The sequence below is a fragment of the Patescibacteria group bacterium genome (assembly GCA_028710985.1).
GTDB lineage: Bacteria > Patescibacteriota > Patescibacteriia > JAHJFT01 > JAHJFT01 > JAQTTB01.
In genome coordinates this window covers 692,902-713,252 of sequence record JAQTTB010000001.1, presented here as the reverse complement: position 1 = coordinate 713,252, position 20,351 = coordinate 692,902, and the positions used below count along the sequence as shown (strand labels likewise).

General features: G+C 48.1%; 17 protein-coding genes. 9 read left to right on the top strand and 8 right to left on the bottom strand.

Annotation, left to right across the window (positions count from 1 at the left end):
- Nucleotides 1-2: 2 nt before the first annotated feature.
- The 4 genes from PHW53_03500 to PHW53_03485 are packed head-to-tail and all read left to right on the top strand — an operon-like array spanning nucleotide 3 to nucleotide 4,164.
- Complete coding sequence (locus PHW53_03500) at nucleotides 3-1,142, top strand: glycosyltransferase family 4 protein (protein ID MDD4995500.1); 1,140 nt, start codon at nucleotides 3-5, stop codon at nucleotides 1,140-1,142.
- Entirely contained in the window at nucleotides 1,135-1,833 is a 699-nt protein-coding gene (locus PHW53_03495; GenBank protein MDD4995499.1) for a glycosyltransferase family A protein, read from the top strand. Before PHW53_03500 ends, PHW53_03495 begins: the two co-directional genes overlap by 8 nt.
- The gene (locus tag PHW53_03490; GenBank protein ID MDD4995498.1) at nucleotides 1,830-2,699 is read left to right on the top strand and encodes a glycosyltransferase family 2 protein; all 870 of its coding nucleotides are present in this window, start codon (nucleotides 1,830-1,832) and stop codon (nucleotides 2,697-2,699) included. Before PHW53_03495 ends, PHW53_03490 begins: the two co-directional genes overlap by 4 nt.
- Before the next feature lies 1 nt (nucleotide 2,700).
- Nucleotides 2,701-4,164: an O-antigen ligase family protein gene (locus PHW53_03485; GenBank protein ID MDD4995497.1), complete on the top strand. Its 1,464-nt coding sequence runs from the start codon at nucleotides 2,701-2,703 to the stop codon at nucleotides 4,162-4,164.
- Here PHW53_03485 and fmt read toward each other — a convergent pair.
- The 6 genes from fmt to clpB form a co-directional block, all read right to left on the bottom strand.
- On the bottom strand, nucleotides 4,156-5,103 hold the full coding sequence (gene fmt / locus PHW53_03480; protein MDD4995496.1) for a methionyl-tRNA formyltransferase: 948 nt from the start codon (nucleotides 5,101-5,103) through the stop codon (nucleotides 4,156-4,158). The two genes, PHW53_03485 and fmt, sit on opposite strands and share 9 nt — an antisense overlap.
- Before the next feature lie 2 nt (nucleotides 5,104-5,105).
- Complete coding sequence (gene def, locus PHW53_03475; GenBank protein MDD4995495.1) at nucleotides 5,106-5,582, bottom strand: peptide deformylase; 477 nt, start codon at nucleotides 5,580-5,582, stop codon at nucleotides 5,106-5,108.
- Nucleotide 5,583: 1 nt separating this feature from the next.
- The gene (gene priA, locus PHW53_03470; protein ID MDD4995494.1) at nucleotides 5,584-7,479 is read right to left on the bottom strand and encodes a primosomal protein N'; all 1,896 of its coding nucleotides are present in this window, start codon (nucleotides 7,477-7,479) and stop codon (nucleotides 5,584-5,586) included.
- A 2-nt stretch (nucleotides 7,480-7,481) separates the two neighbouring features.
- Nucleotides 7,482-8,273 carry an AmmeMemoRadiSam system protein B gene (gene amrB, locus PHW53_03465; protein MDD4995493.1) on the bottom strand — a complete coding sequence of 264 codons (792 nt, stop codon included), beginning with the start codon at nucleotides 8,271-8,273 and terminating at the stop codon, nucleotides 7,482-7,484.
- Between the two features lie 123 nt (nucleotides 8,274-8,396).
- Nucleotides 8,397-9,806: a hypothetical protein gene (locus PHW53_03460; GenBank protein MDD4995492.1), complete on the bottom strand. Its 1,410-nt coding sequence runs from the start codon at nucleotides 9,804-9,806 to the stop codon at nucleotides 8,397-8,399.
- A gap of 627 nt (nucleotides 9,807-10,433) precedes the next feature.
- Entirely contained in the window at nucleotides 10,434-13,082 is a 2,649-nt protein-coding gene (gene clpB / locus PHW53_03455; GenBank protein MDD4995491.1) for an ATP-dependent chaperone ClpB, read from the bottom strand.
- A gap of 114 nt (nucleotides 13,083-13,196) precedes the next feature.
- Between clpB and thpR the strand changes: the two genes are divergently transcribed.
- Genes thpR through PHW53_03435 form a run of 4 tightly spaced genes read left to right on the top strand, consistent with a single transcriptional unit; the run spans nucleotide 13,197 to nucleotide 17,254 of the window.
- Nucleotides 13,197-13,751: an RNA 2',3'-cyclic phosphodiesterase gene (gene thpR, locus PHW53_03450; protein MDD4995490.1), complete on the top strand. Its 555-nt coding sequence runs from the start codon at nucleotides 13,197-13,199 to the stop codon at nucleotides 13,749-13,751.
- Nucleotides 13,741-14,505, top strand: a complete 765-nt coding sequence (locus tag PHW53_03445) for a WecB/TagA/CpsF family glycosyltransferase (protein ID MDD4995489.1) — start codon at nucleotides 13,741-13,743, stop codon at nucleotides 14,503-14,505. The genes thpR and PHW53_03445 overlap by 11 nt, the downstream gene beginning before the upstream one ends.
- On the top strand, nucleotides 14,484-15,986 hold the full coding sequence (gltX, locus tag PHW53_03440; protein MDD4995488.1) for a glutamate--tRNA ligase: 1,503 nt from the start codon (nucleotides 14,484-14,486) through the stop codon (nucleotides 15,984-15,986). Before PHW53_03445 ends, gltX begins: the two co-directional genes overlap by 22 nt.
- Nucleotides 15,983-17,254 carry a peptidoglycan DD-metalloendopeptidase family protein gene (locus tag PHW53_03435; GenBank protein MDD4995487.1) on the top strand — a complete coding sequence of 424 codons (1,272 nt, stop codon included), beginning with the start codon at nucleotides 15,983-15,985 and terminating at the stop codon, nucleotides 17,252-17,254. The genes gltX and PHW53_03435 overlap by 4 nt, the downstream gene beginning before the upstream one ends.
- Before the next feature lie 120 nt (nucleotides 17,255-17,374).
- Here the strand turns inward: PHW53_03435 and PHW53_03430 are convergent, their stop codons facing one another.
- Nucleotides 17,375-18,304 (bottom strand): FtsQ-type POTRA domain-containing protein, encoded by a 930-nt coding sequence (locus PHW53_03430; GenBank protein MDD4995486.1) that lies wholly within the window; start codon nucleotides 18,302-18,304, stop codon nucleotides 17,375-17,377.
- Between the two features lie 41 nt (nucleotides 18,305-18,345).
- Complete coding sequence (alr, locus tag PHW53_03425; GenBank protein MDD4995485.1) at nucleotides 18,346-19,473, bottom strand: alanine racemase; 1,128 nt, start codon at nucleotides 19,471-19,473, stop codon at nucleotides 18,346-18,348.
- Nucleotides 19,474-19,668: 195 nt separating this feature from the next.
- Here alr and PHW53_03420 point away from each other — a divergent pair, with 195 nt between their 5' ends.
- A complete protein-coding gene (locus tag PHW53_03420; protein MDD4995484.1) occupies nucleotides 19,669-20,307 on the top strand; it encodes a hypothetical protein in 639 nt (212 codons plus the stop codon).
- Nucleotides 20,308-20,351: the final 44 nt, after the last annotated feature.

The window sequence follows — 20,351 nt, the reverse complement described above, 5'->3', positions numbered from 1 at the left end:
CCATGGATAAGAGCCTGCTGATAACTCTTGAGTTTCCGCCGCAAAAAGGCGGAATTGCGAACTATCTGGCGAATTTGTATTCGCGGCTGCCGAGCGACAAGGTTTTTGTGCTCGCTCCGAAGACAAAAGGTTCACAGGAATATGACGCGACCTGCGCGTATAAAATCATGCGCGGCAATCTTCTGACATCTTATATCTGGCCTCACTGGCTGATGCTCTATTTTCGCGTCAAAACATTGGTAAAAAAACACAAGATTACGATGTTGCATATTTCGCACGTGCTGCCGGTTGGCTATATCGCATATCGACTGAACCAAACACTTAAATTACGCTATGCCGTGTTCTGCCATGGATTGGATATACTCAAGGCTCAGGCGACGCCCCAAAAAAAGCAGCGCTTGATAAAAATTCTGAATAAAGCTTCCGGAATCGTGGTAAATAGCGAGTACACTCGCGGCTTAATCAGTGGACTCGGCGTACCCGACAGCAAGGTTTTGGTTGTTTATCCCTGCCCAGCATTTGTACCGAACCGCGAAACTATTGAAACCTACGACGTGGTTGCAAAATATGGTCTTTCCGAAAAGCGCGTGCTACTTTCCGTGGCTCGTTTAGTTGAACGAAAGGGGATTGATAAGGTGCTGGAATGCCTGCCCCGCCTCTACGAAAAATTTAAGGATATCATCTACGTAATCGTGGGCGACGGCCCGGATATCAACCGGCTCGCCAAAATTGTTGATGATTTAAAAATTCATAATCTCGTACGATTCGCCGGCAGTGTAAGCGACCAGGACATGAGCAAGTTTTATTCGATTGCCGAAGTATTTGCCCTGCCTTCGCGCCAAATTGGACCGGACGTGGAAGGCTTTGGCATGGTCTATCTTGAGGCAAATCTTTTTGGTTTGCCCGTGGTTGGCGGAAGGAGCGGCGGCGTACCAGAAGCGGTGATTGACCGGCAAACCGGTTTACTGGTGAATCCGAACGATACGAATGATATTTATCAGGCCATAAATGATTTAATGACCGACCGCGAATGGGCCAAAACACTCGGTGAAAATGGCCGCGTTCGTGCCGAAAATGATTTTCAATGGCGTAAAGAAACCGAAAAATTACGACTTTTCCTGAGCGGCCATACATATGGATAAACCTGTAATCAGTATAATTATACCTGTATTTAATCATCGCGAGGAGATCGGGCCTTGCCTGGATTCGATTTATCGCCAGACTTTTTCAGATTATGAAATTATCGTCGTCAACGACGGCTCTACCGACGCGTTTGACGCCGCGATTGCACCGCATCTTAACAAAATTAAACTAATTAACCAGGAAAACCGCGGCGCCAATGCTGCGAGAAACCGCGGATTTGACGCATCCTCCGGAGATTATGTAATATTTTGCGATGCCGACGTCCAAATGTCTCCTGACATGCTTGACGCCATGTTGCAATCGTTAAAAGATCGGCCGGAATATTCTTATGCCTATAGTTCATTCAGGTTTGGTTTTAAATTGTTTAAACTTTTTCCGTTCAACGACAAAAGGCTTGGCGCCATGAATTTTATACATACCACCTCGCTTATCCGACGTTTTGATTTTCCGCGCTTTGACGAGAATATCACGCGCTTTCAGGACTGGGATTTGTGGCTTACCATGCTTAAAAATAAAAACAGGGGATGGTGGATTGACGAAGTCTTATTTACCATAAAGCCGCGCCATCGCCACAATATGAGCGAATGGCTTCCGTCCTTTGCGTATTGGAAATTTTTTGGTTTTCTTCCTTCGGTGCAGAAATACCGCGCTGCCGAAAAAATTATCAAACAGAAACATAAACTGCCATGACTTCCGTAATTATTGTCAGTTGGAACGTAAAAAATTTGCTCAAGGCGTGCCTCGCGAGCATAGTTTCGTATTCACAGGACGTTGAATATGAAATTATCGTTGTTGACAACAATTCTCACGACGGTACGGCCGAAATGGTCCGTTCCGAATTCCCGAATGTCAAAATCATTACAAATGATTTTAATGCCGGTTTCTCCAGAGCCAATAACATGGGCCTGGCTAAAGCCGCGGGCGATCATGTGCTTTTTATGAATCCTGACATGGAATTTACGGAAAATACGCTTATCAAAATGCGTGCTTTCATAGATTCCCACCCTGATGTATTCATCGCCACTACGACACTTACATATGGCGATGGAACGCGCCAAAACAACATTAAACGCCTACCTGATTTTTGGTCACAGGCTTTAATAATGCTAAAATTGCATCACCTGTTCTCATGGCTGCCGGCAATCAAAAATTATCTTGCCAAAGATTTTGATTATTCCGTTGAACAGCCGGTTGAAAACATCATGGGCGCATTTGTTTACAGCCGATCGAGAGAATTCCGGCAATTTGGAAGCTGGAATGAAAAATTTCCACTTTGGTGGGAGGATGTGGATTTGTGCAAACGAGCCGCCCTGGCCGGAAAGAAAATATTTTATACTCCATCCACCCGCGTGGTCCACCACGAGGGAAGGAGCTTTGCCCAAGTCGCGAGTCCGGCAAAGCAAAAAAAGTTTATCCGGGGAATGCTTATTTATTTTCGTTTATATCATCCGATTTATGACTACCTACTGCTTGCCCTTCTTTCACCCAAAAGCATGGCGCTTGCTTATATCGCAAATTTTTTACACGTCAAACCAAGAACCCAATCAAAAATTTAATATGGACAAAAAAACTTTCTGGACAGTAATTCTCTACATCGCAACTTTTGAAATTGTTTCTTTTGCTCTGTATTATTCGCCAAATTATCTCAATATCGCGGGCTTTATTGCCCTTGCGGTTCTATTTTCATGCGTCGGCGTGGTCAACCCGCGCACCGCGGCGGTAATATCCGCGATTGAACTTTTTATCGGCGGCATGGGATATCTTTTTCACATGGATATAAATGGTTACATGATTTCCGGCCGCATGGTGATTTTTGGCATAATGGCCGCACTATGGCTTACCGGTGTTATCATGACCCGCCGGATCAAGTTTCTCCACTCTAAGTTTCTTGTTCCTTATCTTATATTTTTTGCATTTCTAATCGTCGGCCTTATTAATGCCCTGCTTCGAAAAAACGGATTATCAAATATATTTTTTGATTTTAACGCCTATATTTTCTTCTTATATCTGCCGATCTGGTATGAATTCCTTAGCGGTGATTATACCTGGAACCGTCTCTGGACCGCGGCGGCCGCCTCTTATATCTGGCTTTCCGCAAAAACAATGCTGGTTCTTTACTTCTTCTCACACAACATTGAGTGGGCCGTCTGGCCTCTTTACCACTGGATCCGCAACACCGGCGTTGGTGAAATTACGCTCATGATGTCAAATATTTTTCGCGTATTTTTCCAATCACAAATTTATCCATTGATTGGGCTCTCCATACTTGTCGCGATTCTTATTCTTCACCGCGACAAGCTCAATCCACTGGAAAAAAAACTGCTGATTATATTCATGTCGGTCGGCGCGGCGGTTGTTTTAATTAGTTTGTCGCGCAGCTTTTGGCTTGGCGCCGCGGTTTCTCTGCCAATCATTTTTATTTTCGCCCTGATTAGGAAAATATCTTTTTTACGGATTATCGGCCGCGCCACGCTCGGGCTACTCGCACTTTGCATTGGATTCATGCTAATCGCCGCCGTGGTTAAATTTCCGATTCCCACGCCGGGGGCCGGCTCACTTGGCACGATGCTTCTTGAACGAGCGGATATCGGAGCCGAAGCCGCGGCTTCCAGCCGTTGGAATCTCCTGCCCGTATTGTGGCAGGGGATAATCAACGAACCTTTTCTGGGACAGGGTTTTGGCGCCCAGGTTACCTATATTTCAAACGACCCGCGCGTTCGCGCCGAATATCCGACCGGCGAATATACCACTTCAGCCATGGAGTGGGGGCTTTTGGACATCTGGTATAAAATCGGCATACTCGGAATCGCGGCCTATCTCTGGCTAATGGTACGGTTGGGAAAAACCGGAATCGTAGCATATTTAAAAAACAGCGACAATGTCATGCCGCTGGCCCTTACGATCGGGCTTGTTGTTTTATTTATTACGAATTTTTTTACGCCGTATCTCAACCATCCGCTGGGAATCGGCTACCTTCTCCTCATGTCGTGCTATCTGGAACGCGATCGGACGTCAGGATAATATCGAGCCGTCAATCTTCGGACCGCCATTCAAAAAATCTTTAATATTCATGGGTTTCTTGCCCTCGGGTTGAAGGGCAAGAATTTTTATATCTTGGCGAGCGGTTCCGACAATCAAATTTTTATTTGCGATACGCGCCTGACCGGGCGGAAGTGTCGCCGTTGAATCAATGGAAGACTTCAATATCTTCAGCTGTTTGCCGCCCCAGGAACAAAACGCGCCCGGCCACGGCGAGAAGGCACGAATTTGGCGTTCAATCTCCACCGCGGTTTTTTTCCAGTCAATCCTGCCGTCCGGACGCGACAGAAGTTTTGAATATGTGGCATTATTTTCTTCCTGCGGCTGTGCTTTGATTTTTCCTTCGGTCCAGTCAATCAATACGGACGGTAATCTTTCTGCGGCCAAAACAGACAGGCGGGCGGTCAGATCTTCTCGGTTATCTGCCGGAGCGATGGGCGCGCGAAATCGCAAAATTACGGGCCCCTGGTCCATCCTTTCATTCATGAGCATGAAAGTTACGCCAGTTTCTTTATCGCCGTTCAATATAGCAAAGGCGACCGGCGACGGACCGCGCCAGCGCGGCAGAAGCGAAGGATGGATGTTCACGCAGCCGAACTTGGGGATGGCGAGCACCTCCTTGGGCAAAAAGTGGCTGTAGGCAAAAACAAGAATTATATCCGGCTCCAGAAGTTCGATCTGGCGGATGGTGGTCGGATTATTGAACTTCTCGGGCTGAAAGACCGGTATATCATGGCGCGATGCCCGGAGCTTTACGGCCGGGGGCAGGGGAATGGCGTGGCGTCCGGCTGGCTTATCCGGCTGGGTATAAACCGCGATAATCTCAAATCGCTTGTCCTGCGTCAAAACCTCAAACACCGGCAGGGTGAATGCCGGCGTGGCCATAAATATTACACGTAATGGTTTTGTGGATTCTACCATGTTTATTTCGTTGGGAGAGACGAACATTTCTTAATGCGATCAATAAACAAAATACCGTTTAAATGATCTACTTCGTGCTGCAAGATGATTGGGAGCATGCCGCCCTTGGCGCGCATACGGAATTTTTTACCCTTCCGGTCCGTAGCGGAAACCGACAACGCGGCGTGGCGTTTTACCATGCCCCAGACGCCGGGCAGGGAGAGGCAGCCTTCCTCCACCTCAACCTTACGCAAAGACTTGCGATAAAGTTTTGGATTAATAAATACGAGCGGCTTTTCGCCGTCCATGGCAACGATTATTCTAATGTTTTTACCCACCTGCGGAGCGGCGAGACCGATACCCTTAGCCGCGTGCATTGTCTCAATCATAGAATCAATAAACCGCTGGGCTTCATCGATTTCCAAATATTTCTTCTTGACGCGCGAACTGTTGGTTCGTAAGTAAGCGCTCGGGTGAGTAAAGATTTTTAAGACTGGCATATTAACTTAGTATAAATTCCGGGTCAACATCGATAATTATATCATTTGCGTATGTTTTTAGAAAATTCTTGTCCATATCGCGTGGAATCTTAAGAGTGATAAGAATCCTGAACTGGCCGCGGATTTTTTTCGGAGTTGCCGGGTACGGCCCGAGTATTTCTGCGCCTTTTTGGACGAGTGCGCCAAGCTCGGCATAAATCCTTTGCGCCAAACCTTGGGCCAATTCTTCGTTTGTATTCTGAATGATCAGCTTAATGAGCTTGGTGAATGGGGGGTAATTAAATGACTGACGCGCCGCGATTTCGTCTCGGAAAAAATTATCCGGCGAATCAACGCTTTGTAGAACCTTATTATCCGGCCTCATTGTCTGAATAAATATCTCCGCGCCAAGCGCGCCGGCTAGGTTCCTAATCTTCCGGATTTCCTGCCACGCCCTTTCGGTTGAACGAAAGTCGGGAATGTTGAATAAATTATCCGAATTGATTATTCCCACCACGCCGATTTTTTGTTGCAGAATTTCGCCGTAATATTCTTTGACAAGATAATTGGTGCCCAGAATAACGTCATAGTCGTCCAGATTGTAACGGATCGGCGTGTCAACATCTTTATCCAGGCGGAGAATGCGGTAATTTCCAAATGATTCTTTTATTTCCCGTTCGAGCGTTTCGGTACCGGCGCCGACCATCTTAATATTTGTTCCGCCGCATTTGTCGCAGGCGAGGGGAATATCGCGGCTCTCGCCGCAATGATGGCATACCAGGCGGTTTTTGTGCGCAATCTGCGGAATTTGGCATTCAGGGCACAAATAGGCATAACCGCAATCGCGGCAAATCGTGCTCGTTGCCCAGCCGCGGCGATTAAAGAAAAGTAGCACTTTTTGATGATTTTGTAAAGCCCCCAGCCCGGCCTGAAGCAAACGGTCGGACAGCAGGGAAAAATTATGCGTCTGCCTTTCAAACTTCAAGTCAATCGTTGAAACGGCTGAATCCTTGCCCTTCTGCTCAATAACCAACCAGCCCTGGTTCTTTGCGGCATGCCATGTTTCTAGCCGAGGCGCGCCGGTACAAAAGACGGCCGGTATTTTCCGTGATTCGCTGACTTTGAGAGCGAGCGACCGGGCATCATAGCGCGGATTTTGATCATATTGCTTAAAATCCGGCATTTCTTCATCAATAACGAATATGGCCGTTAAATTCGCCGACGGCGCGAATATTCCAACGCGGGACGCTACCAGGATTGATTTTTTTCCGCACGCGAAATCAATCCAGTTTTTCCAATACGACCCTCTGGAAAGGCCGCTGTGCAGACTCGCGACCGCGCCAGGGAATGATTCATTGAGGTAAGCCGCGGTTTGTTCAATGGATTTAATCTGCGGTTCAAGAATCAAAAATTGATTTTTCGCGCTGAATTTATCAGCAATCCAATTTCTGATTTCTTCAAGCATCCGACGCTTGTCCTGATATAAAAACAAAGCCGGTTTGACGGCCAGGCGATCAAGGAGAGGGGATGGGCCGAATCCGGCGGCAATATTTTGGCTGCCGCGTGAATCATTTAAAGGCTCCTCCCGGAATCGCTTAGGCGCATCCGGTATCACGGCCTTTACCAACGCGCCCTTGGATACAAGATAATATTCGGCCGCGTATTCAAGAAGTTTTAAATCCGATTCATCAAACAGCTCCTGCCGCGTAATCGCAGAATGGATTGACAAAATCTTTTCGCTTTTAATCGACGGCGTGCCGCTTAATTCCCAAACAACGCCCTGGATCAACCGGCCACGAAATGGCACCATTACAAAAAAACCCGGCTTGAGCACGGATTCCAGTTCTCTTGGAACCAGATAATCAAAAACGTCCAGTTCAAGAGGCATGCGATAGCTAGGCGCTACCTTGGCATACATAGTTAAGCAAATTTAAAGCGGCACACGAGATATCCGACGCCAAATGGCGCTTCGTAGGAAAGTATTTCGGACTGGCATTCGGTTCCGTGCAATATCCCGAAAAGCATTACGAGCGAACGAAGGCCGCATGCATGCGCGCCGTCGATCATTTTTTCATTAATGCCAATCATGGCGGCGCTGTTTTGGTTCGCCACCAGCTCAAGAATCTTGTCGTCAAACTGTTTTCCGAATTCATTGTAACCGGCCGGGGCATCGCTCGTGAGCGAGTGCGACAGGTCGCCGGAAGCAATCACGGCAACCCGATCGTTAGATTCGGCGAGCGCTTCCTTGAGCTCCTGACCGAATTCAAAATGGCTTTTCAATCCTTGTCCGGAATAGACAATCGGCACTAGTTTAAAATTCGTCCAATTCTTTGCCAGGAGATAAAGCGGCACGGTCACGCCGTGATCAAGCTTGGCGCATGTATCAAGTTTGACGGCGATTTTACGGTTCCGCAAATGGCGTTGAGCGCGTTCAATCGTCAAATAATCGGCAGGGTATTCGGTTTTTATTGAAAAATCTCCGAATTCTTCAAATCCGCCGAAAAAATTATCACAAAGATTTATTGAAAAAGCGTCTTTGTAGACAATACCATGGGGACTAACGATTACCACTGTATCCGGCCGGCTGGCAGTAAAACCCTGTTCAAGCTGACCATATGCATCGGCAGTTTTTTTCAGCTTAACGGTATTTTCCTTGCCGATGCTCGGGATAAGAATGGGGGGATGGGGACAGAAAGATGCAAAAACAATCATAGTAAAGATTTATTAGATGCCCCGATGACTATCGGGGCAATTATGCTTGATAAGGTCGGCGGAGCCGACACTTTGTCTAAAAAACCCGCCCTGGTGCCCTGCGGCATTGCCGCAGGGACGGGTTTATTGGCCGGCTGTTTCAACTTCGCCGGTAATCAGATATAAAGGTTCGCCGATTGGGTGAAGGGAGAGGGCTTTAGCCGAAGTTTCAATGATATTTTCCCACTTGTATCCCATGCGCTCGAATATTTCGGCTGAAGGAATCGGACGAATCGCGCCCTCGCTCACAACGTAGACTCCGGGATCGCCTTTGGCTTTAACGAGTTCGCCGTCGCGGAACTTGGCCGGCGTCTGGGTTTCGTATTTATCAAGCTCAGCCGGTAAAACCGCCGTGATCGTATAATAAGGATAATTTGCCTTCAAAATTTCACGTGACCAAATTGGATATTTTTTCGCATCCTGCACCCAATATACTCCGCCGGTCAATTTGTTCTGCAAAAGCGCGCCGCTCGGATAAACACTTTCCATGGTAATGGCATCTCCCTCTGCGTACATGTTGATATCCTCCCAGGTCACATTGATGATTTCATCCGCATTAAAGCCGATGGCGCGGAACGTTTCCCAGGACACAATGCCGCGCCGGTTGTCACCGTCAATAAGAAACACGGTGCCGCGCGGCGACCGGATCAGCGAATAGTTGGCGAATTTAATGGGTTTTCCGTCTTCGTAACGGTCAAGGTCGGATTGGGATACGGAAATAATTTTACCGATGTCATATCTTGAGAGCAAAGCCGCCTTTGACAGGAAAGCGCGTTTTTGCCCGTACTGAATCAGCCAAACACCATCTTCCCCCTGGGCCTGAAGCAAGGAGCCGTCCGGATACATTAAAGTAAACCAGCGCTGCCAGATGCGCCACAGGTTCTCGTTGCCCTCAAGATGCGGGGTGTAGGAATAAAGCGACGCGGTTGCGTTATTGACCGGCGTCACGAGCTGACCGTCAATTACAGTCACTTCGCCAGGCGCCAGGCCGGCGTTGGTACGGCCGATCTGAGCGAGGTCGGTGAGATAACCTTCGCGGAACTGCATGGCCGACGAACGGACCTGTTTGGCGAAACCACGCCAGCGCTGAATGGCCGGATCGTCGGTGGTGCAGTCGTCGCAAACTCCGTAACCGGCGGCCCAGTCAAGCTGCTTCTCGGTCGGTGCCGGGTCTTCAACCAGGCTCTGCTCCTTTTGAATCAGTGCGAGAAGAAACTGCGGATTTATAAAATACAAATTGGCGATGCGGAAAATAATTTCCGAAGCGCGGCGGATTGAACCATCCGTGTCCAGGGTAACATAATTGGCAAGATAGCTGCTTTTTCTCTCCAGGAAATTCTGAACATCAACCAGCCCCATTGAGGAGTACTCGGTCATATCGTCGTCACTGATGACATAATTGGGATTGAATTCCGCGGCCAGAGCCGGGGAGAGGGGCAGCAATAAAAATGAAATTATTACTGTAAAATTGGCGATTTTTAGCATCGTTTTCATGATAAGTTTTTAATAATTTGCGCTTAAATTATAGCAAAATTCTCCAAATTTGGCAATAAAAAAAGCACGCCACCCAGGGGTGACGCGCGAGGTCGGGGAAGACGGTCGGATGAGGTTACTCGGGTTTGGATTCGGATTCAGAGGATTGCTCCTCTTTTTCCTCCTCCAAAGGGTCCCGACGATATCGCCAGAGCCATGCAGAGGAAAGACTCGCATTTCGTAATTGTTCGGCCGCCCGCTCAGACATAGGCCGGAGGTATAGTCTCCGTCTTTCCTCAAGGGACAGACCTTTGAAACGAGTCATGGGTTCCTCCAGTGGTTTGGGGTTATCTTTCTTGGGCGTCCCCATACACCAAGGAGTAGTGCCGCATCTTGACCACATGAAATATTATCACGTTTTACTCGCCGTGTCAAGACGATAGTGAGAGACTCTCTCATTTCGTACTTTATGTCTGACTATAAATTATTTAGAGATAATGTGCTTTTACACTGTGGATTCCCGCCTGCGCGGGAATGACGAAAAAAACGGAATACACCGCTCATCGTCATTCCCGCGAAAGCGGGAATCCAGTAGCTTGAATTCAACCGCCATGCCTATCTGATTAACGTTTCGGTAATGGAAAAGATTTATTTGAACACCACTTTGCCGCTCCGGTCCAGATCAATAACCACGGATTCATCCTCTTTAACCTTGCCCTGGATAATGGCCATGGCCAGGGGATTGAGGATTTCGGTCTGGATGAGGCGCTTCAGGGGACGCGCGCCGAAGGACGGATCGTAACCCTTTTCGGACAGGTGTTTTTTTACCTTTTCGGTCATTTTTATATTGATATTCTTTTTGGCGATGCGCCGGCGCACATTTTCAATCTGCAGCTCAACAATCGCCGCGATATCGGCGGGGGAGAGGGAATGGAAGATGATGATATCGTCAACGCGGTTCAGGAACTCGGGCTTGAAATTTTCTTTAAGCATTTCCATGACGCGCGTACGCATTTCCGCGTAGTCGGACGATTCGGTGCGCTCTTCGGCGTCTTCAAAACCAATGCGGCCTTTCTTGGTTGAAATATTGAGGATAAACTCCGAGCCCACGTTTGATGTCATGATGATAATCGTGTTTTTGAAATTCGCGACCCGCCCCTTGGCATCGGTCAGACGGCCGTCTTCCAAAATCTGCAAAAGCATATTAAACACATCCGGGTGGGCTTTTTCGATTTCGTCAAAAAGAATAACCGAGTAAGGGCGGCGGCGGATTGTGTCGGTAAGCTGGCCGCCTTCGTCATAACCCACATAGCCCGGCGGCGAACCAATCATTTTGGAGATGCTGTGCTTTTCCATGTATTCGGACATATCCATGCGGATCAGGGCGTCGGAATCGTTAAATAGAAATTCGGCCAAGGCCCGGGCGAGCTCGGTTTTGCCCACGCCGGTCGGCCCGAGAAAGATAAACGAACCGATCGGGCGCTGCTCTTCGGCGATGCCGGCGCGCGAACGGCGGATGGCGTTTGAAACGGCAACAATGGCTTCCCGCTGGCCGATGACGCGCTTGCCGAGCTCATCCTCGAGCCGCACCAGCTTGCCGGCTTCGGTTTCCAGCATTTTGGCGACCGGAATGCCGGTCCAGCGCGAAACAACCGTGGCAATGTCTTCTTCCGTGACTTCCTCTTTGAGCAGGCCGCGGTTTTTTTGAAGGTCGCGCAGGCGCTTTTCCTGTTCCTTGGCTTCTTTCTGCAGGCGGGGGATTTCAGCATAGCGAATCTTGGCCACGGCCTCAAGGTCGCCCTTTCTTTCCTTGATATCGGATTCCTGCTTTAAAACATCCAGCTTTTTCTTAATTTCACGAAAATTCTGGATAACATCTTTTTCCGATTTCCAGGCAAGCTCGAATTCGGATGATTTTTCCTTGAGTTCGGCGAGATCTTTTTCAAGTTCCTTGAGGCGCGCCTTGGAGCGCTTGTCGTCTTCTTTGGAAAGGGCGCGTTTTTCGATTTCCAGCTTCACAATCTGGCGTTTTGACTTATCCAGCTCTTCGGGCATGGAATCAATATCCATGCGCAGGGCCGAAGCGGCTTCATCGATCAAATCAACGGCCTTGTCCGGTAAAAACCGGTCGGTAATATAGCGCGATGATAATTCCGCGGCCGCGATAATCGCCGGGTCGGTGATGCGCACGCCGTGGTGGACTTCGTATTTTTCCTTGATGCCGCGGAGAATGGCGATGGTGTCATCAACCGAAGGTTCGGCCACAAATACCGGCTGGAAGCGGCGTTCCAGGGCCTGGTCCTTTTCAATGTGCTTTTGATATTCACGGAGAGTGGTCGCGCCGATTGCCTTGAGTTCGCCGCGGGCGAGCGAGGGCTTGAGCATATTTGACGCATCAAGCGAGCTGCCCTCCGAAGTGCCGGCGCCGACCAGGGTATGGAGTTCATCCATGAATAAAATAATTTTTCCTTCTGAATCCTTGACTTCTTTAATCAGCGCTTTGAGGCGGTCTTCAAACTCGCCGCGGAATTTGGTGCCCGCGACAAGCGACCCGAGGTCCAATGAAACGATTTCTTTATTTTTAAGGCTTTCCGGAACATCGCCGGCGATAATTCTTTGCGCCAGGCCCTCAACAATCGCGGTTTTGCCGGTTCCGGCTTCGCCGATCAGGACCGGATTATTCTTGGTCCGGCGGGACAATACCTGCATAACGCGCCGGATTTCCTGATCGCGGCCGACAATTGGGTCCAGCTTTTCCTGGCGCGCCATCTGGGTCAGATTGACGCAGTATTTTTCAATTGTCTGGTATCGCGATTCGGGTTCGGGCGAATCAACCTTTTGCGTGCCGCGCACGTCTTTCAGGGCCTTGAGAACCTGGTCATAGTTAACCCCAAATTCAGCCAGGATTTCCTGGGCCTCGCTTTTCACCTGAATGAGGCCGAGCAAAATATGTTCGGTGGAAATATAGTCATCTTTAAAATCCTTGGCTTCTTTTTCGGCCTGTTTTATAACCTTAAAAAGGCCAGGAGAGACATAGATCTGGCCAACGCCGCCGGCCATGCGCTCCGGAGACTGAACGCGGGGCATTGCCGAGAGCTCGGAACGAACCAGTGCTTTTATCTCATCCGGGCTGATATTCAGTTTTTTCAAGACATTCACAACCACGCCTTCTTCCTGCTCAATGAGAGCGAGGAGAAGATGAAGCGGTTCAAGCTGAACCTGGCCGGCTTCGGAGGCGAGCATGTGGGCATTTTGCAGGGCTTCCTGCGACTTGGTAGTAAAATTTTGCGGTAACATAGCAAAAAAATAGATGGTTAATTTTTAGCAGTTAGAGCGTTAGAGTGCTAAATCCACTATAATATAAACTTTTTATATTGTCAAACCCGTTTATTTTTGCTAAAATATGCCTGTATGAGAGTATTTTTGGCCATTAATTTGCCGGATGAAATCAAGCGTGAATTGGCTCCGATTCTGACAAGGGCGCGCGAAGACAATGATTTTCCCGGTCTGCGCTGGGTTAAGCCGCAATCCGTGCACCTGACTCTGCATTTTTTAGGCGAACTGGAGCAGGATGACATTGAAAGAATTATCAAGATCGGCGAACATGCCGCCGGTCAATTTAGCGGCTCAAAAATACAGACAGGGGATTGGGGCGGGTTTCCGGATCTTGAATTCCCGCGCGTTGTATTCATCGGCCTTGGAACTGAAAATTCTCTTGCCGACATACAAACCGAAATCGGCCGCCAGCTTGAACGGGCCGGATTTGAAATTGACCGCCGGCCGTGGCGGACTCACCTGACCGTGGCACGCAACAAAGATTCCGGCACACGGCTCAATTTGGATCTGCCGGAAGTTCCCGGGCTCGCGTGGACGGTCCGGAGCTTTGAACTAATGCAGAGCAATCTTGAGGCAGACGGCGCGGAATACACGATTATAAAAAGTTTTGAACTGAAACATGAAAATTAATATTCTTGGCATTAATCTTGATAATCTCGAGCGCGACGCGCTGATCAGCAAGACGGAAAGCTTTTTGACTTCCACTGGATTTCACTATATCGTCACTCCGAATCCGGAAATGATTGTTGACGCGCAGAACGACACCGAATTCCGCGATATTTTAAACCGCGCGGATATTGCGGTGAGCGACGGATTCGGCATAATTATGGCCGCCACGATTCTGGGACTTGGCAAAATCAACCGCGTTTCCGGCGCGGATCTGGTTTGGGACATTTTGGAACTCGCGAAAAAACGAAATCAGCCGGTTTTTTTGCTCGGCGGACTGCCGGGAATCGCCAAACGAACTGCCGAAATTATCAAAGACACTTTTCCGGGAATTAACATCTGCGGAGCCGAGTCGGGCGGACGGCTCGCGAAATTTGCAGGTGAGTGGGAGATTGAGACTGGGCTGATTGAAAAAATCGCATCCGCAAATCCGAGTATACTAATAATCGGACGGGGGCACCCGTGGCAGGAAAAATTCATTAACGATTTTAAGGCACGCCTGCCGTCGGTTAAGCTCGCAATCGGCGTGGGCGGGACTTTTGACTTTATTTGCGGTAGAATAAGAAGAGCGCCGAAAATAATGCGCAAAACCGGCCTGGAATGGCTCTGGCGGCTCGCCCAAGAGCCCATGATCCGTCTGCCGCGAATTTATAAAGCCATAATTATCTTCACCTATTTAGTTATAAAAACAAGATTATGTTTTTCAAGAAAAAAGTAAGGGTCAGATTCGCGCCCAGTCCGACCGGTCTTCTTCATATTGGCAGCCTGCGCACCGCGCTTTATAACTGGCTTTTCGCGCGGCGCAGCGGGGGAACGTTTATTCTCAGAATTGAGGATACGGATCAGACGCGGACCGTGGCCGGCGGCGAAAAAAATATTTTGGAGAGCCTTGGGTGGGCCGATCTCATGCCTGACGAAGGAATGGTGCTTCGTGACGGCGAGGTTGATCAAACCGGCAAATTCGGGCCTTATCGCCAGTCGGAACGCCTTGATTTATATAAAAGGCATGCCCAGGATCTGATTGCCCAAGGCAGGGCATATTATTGCTTTTGCACTGAAGACCGTTTACGGGCAATGCGCGAAGATCAAATCCAAAAAAAACAGCCGCCGAGATATGACGGACTTTGCCGCGACCTCAAGGCCGCGGACGTGGATGCAAAATTGAAACAAAATATTCCGCACGTCATCCGTCTCCGCGTGCCGGAGCAGGGGACGACTAAATTTAATGACATTATCCACGGCGACATTGAATTTAAAAACTCCGAACTTGATGATCAGGTACTTATAAAATCCGACGGCTTTCCGACCTATCATCTGGCCAATGTGATTGATGATTATCTCATGCGCATCACGCACGTGATCCGCGGGGATGAGTGGATGCCGTCCACGCCCAAACATATTCTTCTGTACAAGGCATTCGGCTGGAAACCGCCGCAATTCGCGCATCTGCCGCTGCTGTTAAATCCCGACCGTAGCAAGCTCTCCAAGCGCCAGGGAGACGTGGCGGTGAGCGATTATGCAAAAAACGGCTATCTGCCCGAGGCAATCATAAACTTCGTGGCTCTGCTCGGCTGGAATCCGAGTTCAGAGCGCGAAATATATCCGCGGATTGAACTTATGAAACGATTTGATCTCCGGAACATCAATAAATCCGGCGCGGTATTCAACGTGGAAAAACTCAACTGGCTCAATAACCACTATATCCGCGGAAAAGACCCCATGGAACTGACGCGCCTGTGCGTCCCGTATTTTATCGCAAATCAGCTGATTGACGCCCCGGAGGCCGAAGAAAAACTTGACTGGCTCGCGAAGATTGTCATGCTCATGCGCGAACGCGCGAATACGCTCAAAGACATTGCCGATGATTCTGGGCTTTTCTTCAAAAAATCGCTACACTATGATAAAGAACTGCTCGTTTGGAAAAAAATGACCCCGCTCGAAGCCGCTGAAAATCTGCGCGGTCTGCTCGCTCTAATGGAACCCATACCCGAAGACGAATTTATTGCCGAGAACCTGGAGCAGACAATCAAAGATTGGATTATGCAAAACAATCTCCAAAACGGCCCTGTGCTTTGGCCGATGAGGGTAGCTCTCTCTGGACTTGAAAAATCACCACCGCCGTTTAACATCGCCGAAATACTGGGCAAAAAAATTTCATTGCAGCGCATCCAGGAAGCGATCTCTAAACTTGAATCATGAAAAGAATCCATTCAAAATATTATAAATGCCTGATTTTGATAATCGCAGCGGTTTTAATTTTTGTTGATTTCAATCAGGCATTCGCGCAGAATGGCGTAGTGAGCATATCGAGCGAAGAAGGATCATCGCCGAACAAGGATGAAATCGAGGCTCTCAACGAGCAGGTGAAGGAAAAGCAGGACCTTGTTGACAATCTGTCTCAGCAGATGGAAATTTACAAGCAAAAAATCGTATCCAAGCAGTCGGAAATATCTTCATTGCAAGAACAGATGGAAATGGTCGAGAATCGCATTGCCAAGGCCGAATTGGATATTCAAATCGTTAAAACCGAACTTGAAGGAATCAACCTGGAGCTTTCGCTGTTAGAAAAGCAAATTGCCGAAAAAGAAGAATTGATATCAAAACAAAAAGAGTCTCTCACTAAACTGATCCAACGGATTAACAAGCTGGACCAGCGCACATATCTCGAGGTGCTGCTGGCGAATGATTCATTTTCCGAATTTTTTGATCAAATTAAGTATCTGGAAGACATCCAGGCCGATTTACAGACATCGGTTGAGGAAATCAAAGGCCTGAAAACCGATCTTGAAACCAAGCGGTCACTTCGCGAGACTAAAAAAACTCAGCTCGAAGCATCAAAAATCCAACTTGAACTTAATCAGGAAAGTCTTTTTGAAGAGTTTAATCTGAAAAATATTCTTATTGAGGATACTCAATCATCCGAGAGCATGTACCGCGAATTGCTGAATAACATCCGACAGGAAAAACAATATATTGATAATCAGGTTTCTTCGCTTGAAGATACTCTCCGCGAAAAGATAGAAGCCATGGATAAGGCTTTTTCCGGCGGAGCGGACACGCTGCTTTCCTGGCCGGTGAGTCCGGCACGCGGCATAACCGCATATTTTCATGACCCGACTTATCCGTTCCGTTATTTGTTTGAACACTCAGGCATTGATTTGCGCGTGTACCAGGGGACTCCGGTGGCCGCTGCGGCCCCGGGATATGTTGTCTGGGCCAAGCAGGGCAAAATGTACGGCAACTTTGTCATGATTCTTCATGCCAATGGCATTTCCACGGTTTACGGACATTTTTCAAAGATTAGTGTTAAGGTTGATGAATTCGTGGAGAGGGGAGACATAATCGGCCTTTCCGGGGGAATGCCCGGCACACCGGGCGCCGGACTCTCAACCGGACCGCATTTGCACTTTGAAGTTCGCAAAAACGGAATCCCGACAAATCCGCTGGATTATTTGATTAATCAATAGATTGTTTTCAAATAAAAAATACGGCCGTACCCGCGAGGGGAGGCCGTATTTTGTATTGTTTTTACATATATCTAGCGTCGCACAATGTATCTTATGCGACACTATATACCTATCAAAACCCTACTTATAATATATCTTATCTTCATAACGCGCATTGAAATATTGATAATCGGACGGATTTAATTTTTCTTCCTTTATAAAAGTGTAAACTTTTACAATCTGCGTTTGCAAATTCTTGTCCAAATCAAGATGTATTTCCCAACCATCGACGGTTACCAGCTTGAACCACCTGACGTTTAAATCGTTTATTTTAAAATATTTAATGGTATATGGCGTGTTCATGGTCAGAATATACTGAGATCCGAGTATTTTGTCGTAACATTCAAAATTCATGAACTGCTGGCCAATCTGTACATCGCCTGGAGTCAATACATAGATTAACGGCAAAGTTCTTTCGTCAATAATATTTTTGAATTCCGGCAGGTCTCCGCTAAACGGACCGGCCGAAAGACCGGGATAAATCTCTGCCTCACTCAAGCGTCGCAAAATAATACCACGGGAATCCAAATAATAATAATTTCCGCCAATAGACAGAATGGAGTCTGACGCACGTTCCTGAATCTGCAATATTAATTCATTTGGTAATTTCCTCTTTATTTTTAAATCATCCAACACGTAGTTCTCCCCTATCTCGCGACGCAGGCGACCAGTGTCCATAAATAAAATATTCTGATTTGGCAAAACTAAATAACGGCGCGTGTTTAAAAATTCTTCAACCAATTTCTGGAGTTCCTGGCCCTTGATAGTATTGATTCCCTCAACCGATACTTTTGATATATAAAAATACGGCCCGATGATAAAAAAATAAAACAGAGCGCAAACCGCGACAATAACCGCGACAATGATGATGCGCTTTTTAACCTTGCGCAATTTTAAAATCTGGTCGGCGCGCTGGGCAAAAAGCGGATTTTTGTAACGGCCAACGCGGCGCGAATGATCAAGAAGGCGGTGTTTTTTGAAATGCTTTGCGACTTTAAAGTCCTTTATCATGGTTATAATTAGAATCTAGAATATAGAATCTAGCGCAATATTTAAACGATTTTTCTTTTAATCAACGGATTAATTCTAGTGACCACTTCGTAGTTGATTGAGCTGATTTTTTGCGCCATTTCATCGGCCGTGATTTCTTCGCTGCCCTGGCGGCCGATCAGAACGACTTCGTCTTCAGCCTTAATTTCCGGCAGATCGGTGGCATCAACGATGATCATATTCATGCAGACGCGGCCAAGGACTTTGCAGCGCTTGCCGCGGATCAAAACATTGCCCACGCTGGATAGACGGCGGTCAAAGCCGTCCCAGTAGCCAATGGGCAGAACCGCGAGGCGCGAATCCCGGCTTACTTTTTCGGTCAGGCCGTAGCCGACGGGCGTACTGACGGGCACGCTCTTTACCTGGCTAACCACGGTTTTCCAGGTTAAAACCGGCTTTAAATCGATTTTCCGGGCCTCGCCGTTCGCGGACACAAATGTTTCCTTGGACGACCACAGGCCGTACTGGGAAATGCCGACGCGCACCAGGTCAAAATGCGTCTCCGGAAATAAAATCGTGGCCGCCGAACAGGCCGTATGCTTCATCGGCACCTCAATCCCCTGTTCGGATAATTTTTTTATTGCGTCATTGAATTTTTCCAGCTGCGACTTCGCAAAGCTGTGATCCGTTGTATCTTCGATGTTGGCGTAATGCGTGGACAATCCCTGAATCACGAGATTGGAATATTGTTTGACAATCGCGATCCGATCCATGAGATCCGTCTCCCCAATCCCCTGCCGGGAAGTACCAGTTTCAATTTTAAAATGCAGATTTACTTTTTTATTTATTTTTTTCGAAAGTTCTCCGAGATTTTTGATTGTGTCCCGGTTGTAAACCGTTTGCGCAAATCCGTTTTCAACCACATCGGTCAAGCGGCCATTCATGGTGTAACCGAGAATCAAAATGGGCTTAGCAATACCGGCGGCTTTGAGGGCCAAGGCTTCGTCAATTGAATCAACGCCAAACCAGTCGGCGTGCGGTTCGGCGATTTTTGCAACTTCAATCATGCCATGGCCGTAGGCATTGGATTTAACCACGGACATTAAAGCAACCTTGGGACCAATAATTGACCGAAAGGTTTGGAGATTGTATATGAGGTTGTTTTTGATAATTTCGACCCAAACTTTCATAAATGACTAATGCCTAATAGCGAATGCCTAAATAATGCCCAATGACTCAATAATTAATCGGGTTAGACATTAGACATTCAGGCATTGGACATTCGATATTTTAGCTTATTTCTTGACAAAAATCAAGGTTTATTTTAATGTTTACCTATTCTGGCCTGTTCCGATGGTATCGGAACCCTGGACGGTGTCCATGAAATGCCAGACGGAGAAACCATGATCGTTAAAAAGGAACTCACGGGCAAACAGCTGGCCGAGCTTCTCAAATTCGTGGACATGGCCATGAACCGAGAGCCGCCCGCGCCGGCCGGAAAGAGCTTCAGCGAATATAACTTCCCATTAACCAAGTTCGTGGACGTTCTAAGCGTGAAGAGGGGCAAACTTCTGGAATACTCAGTCACCTTAGAGCTGGCGGTCGGGTATCGGGAGGAAGATAAGGAAGTCATGCTCTTCAAGCCGCTTCCGCCCGTATACTGGCGCAAGCTCGCTGACGCGCTGGATATCTTTCCAGAATCCGTGGCGGACGAAAACGCGGCCACGGCCGAGCCCAAGCCGACTGCTATTCCGCTCACCGCTGACTTCGTACGCGCGCTTCACGCCATCAGCACACTGCCGCTCGAGTATCATCCCCATACTTTTGGGGCTTGGCTGGTTGGAATCATTGTACGCTATTACGAGAATGACCCTGACCTGCGCCTTCAGTTAGATCGGGCCGGTGCTCTGAACAGCGAGCTGAAGGATGATCTCTATTTCAAACTGATCGTCGCCCACCTGCGCAAGCACTGCCTGGGCGAGACCGAGACGCCCGCCGAACCCATGCCCGGCAAAACCACATAGCTAATCATCGCTCCTTCTCCCTTCCACACTTCCGACCCCCTTGG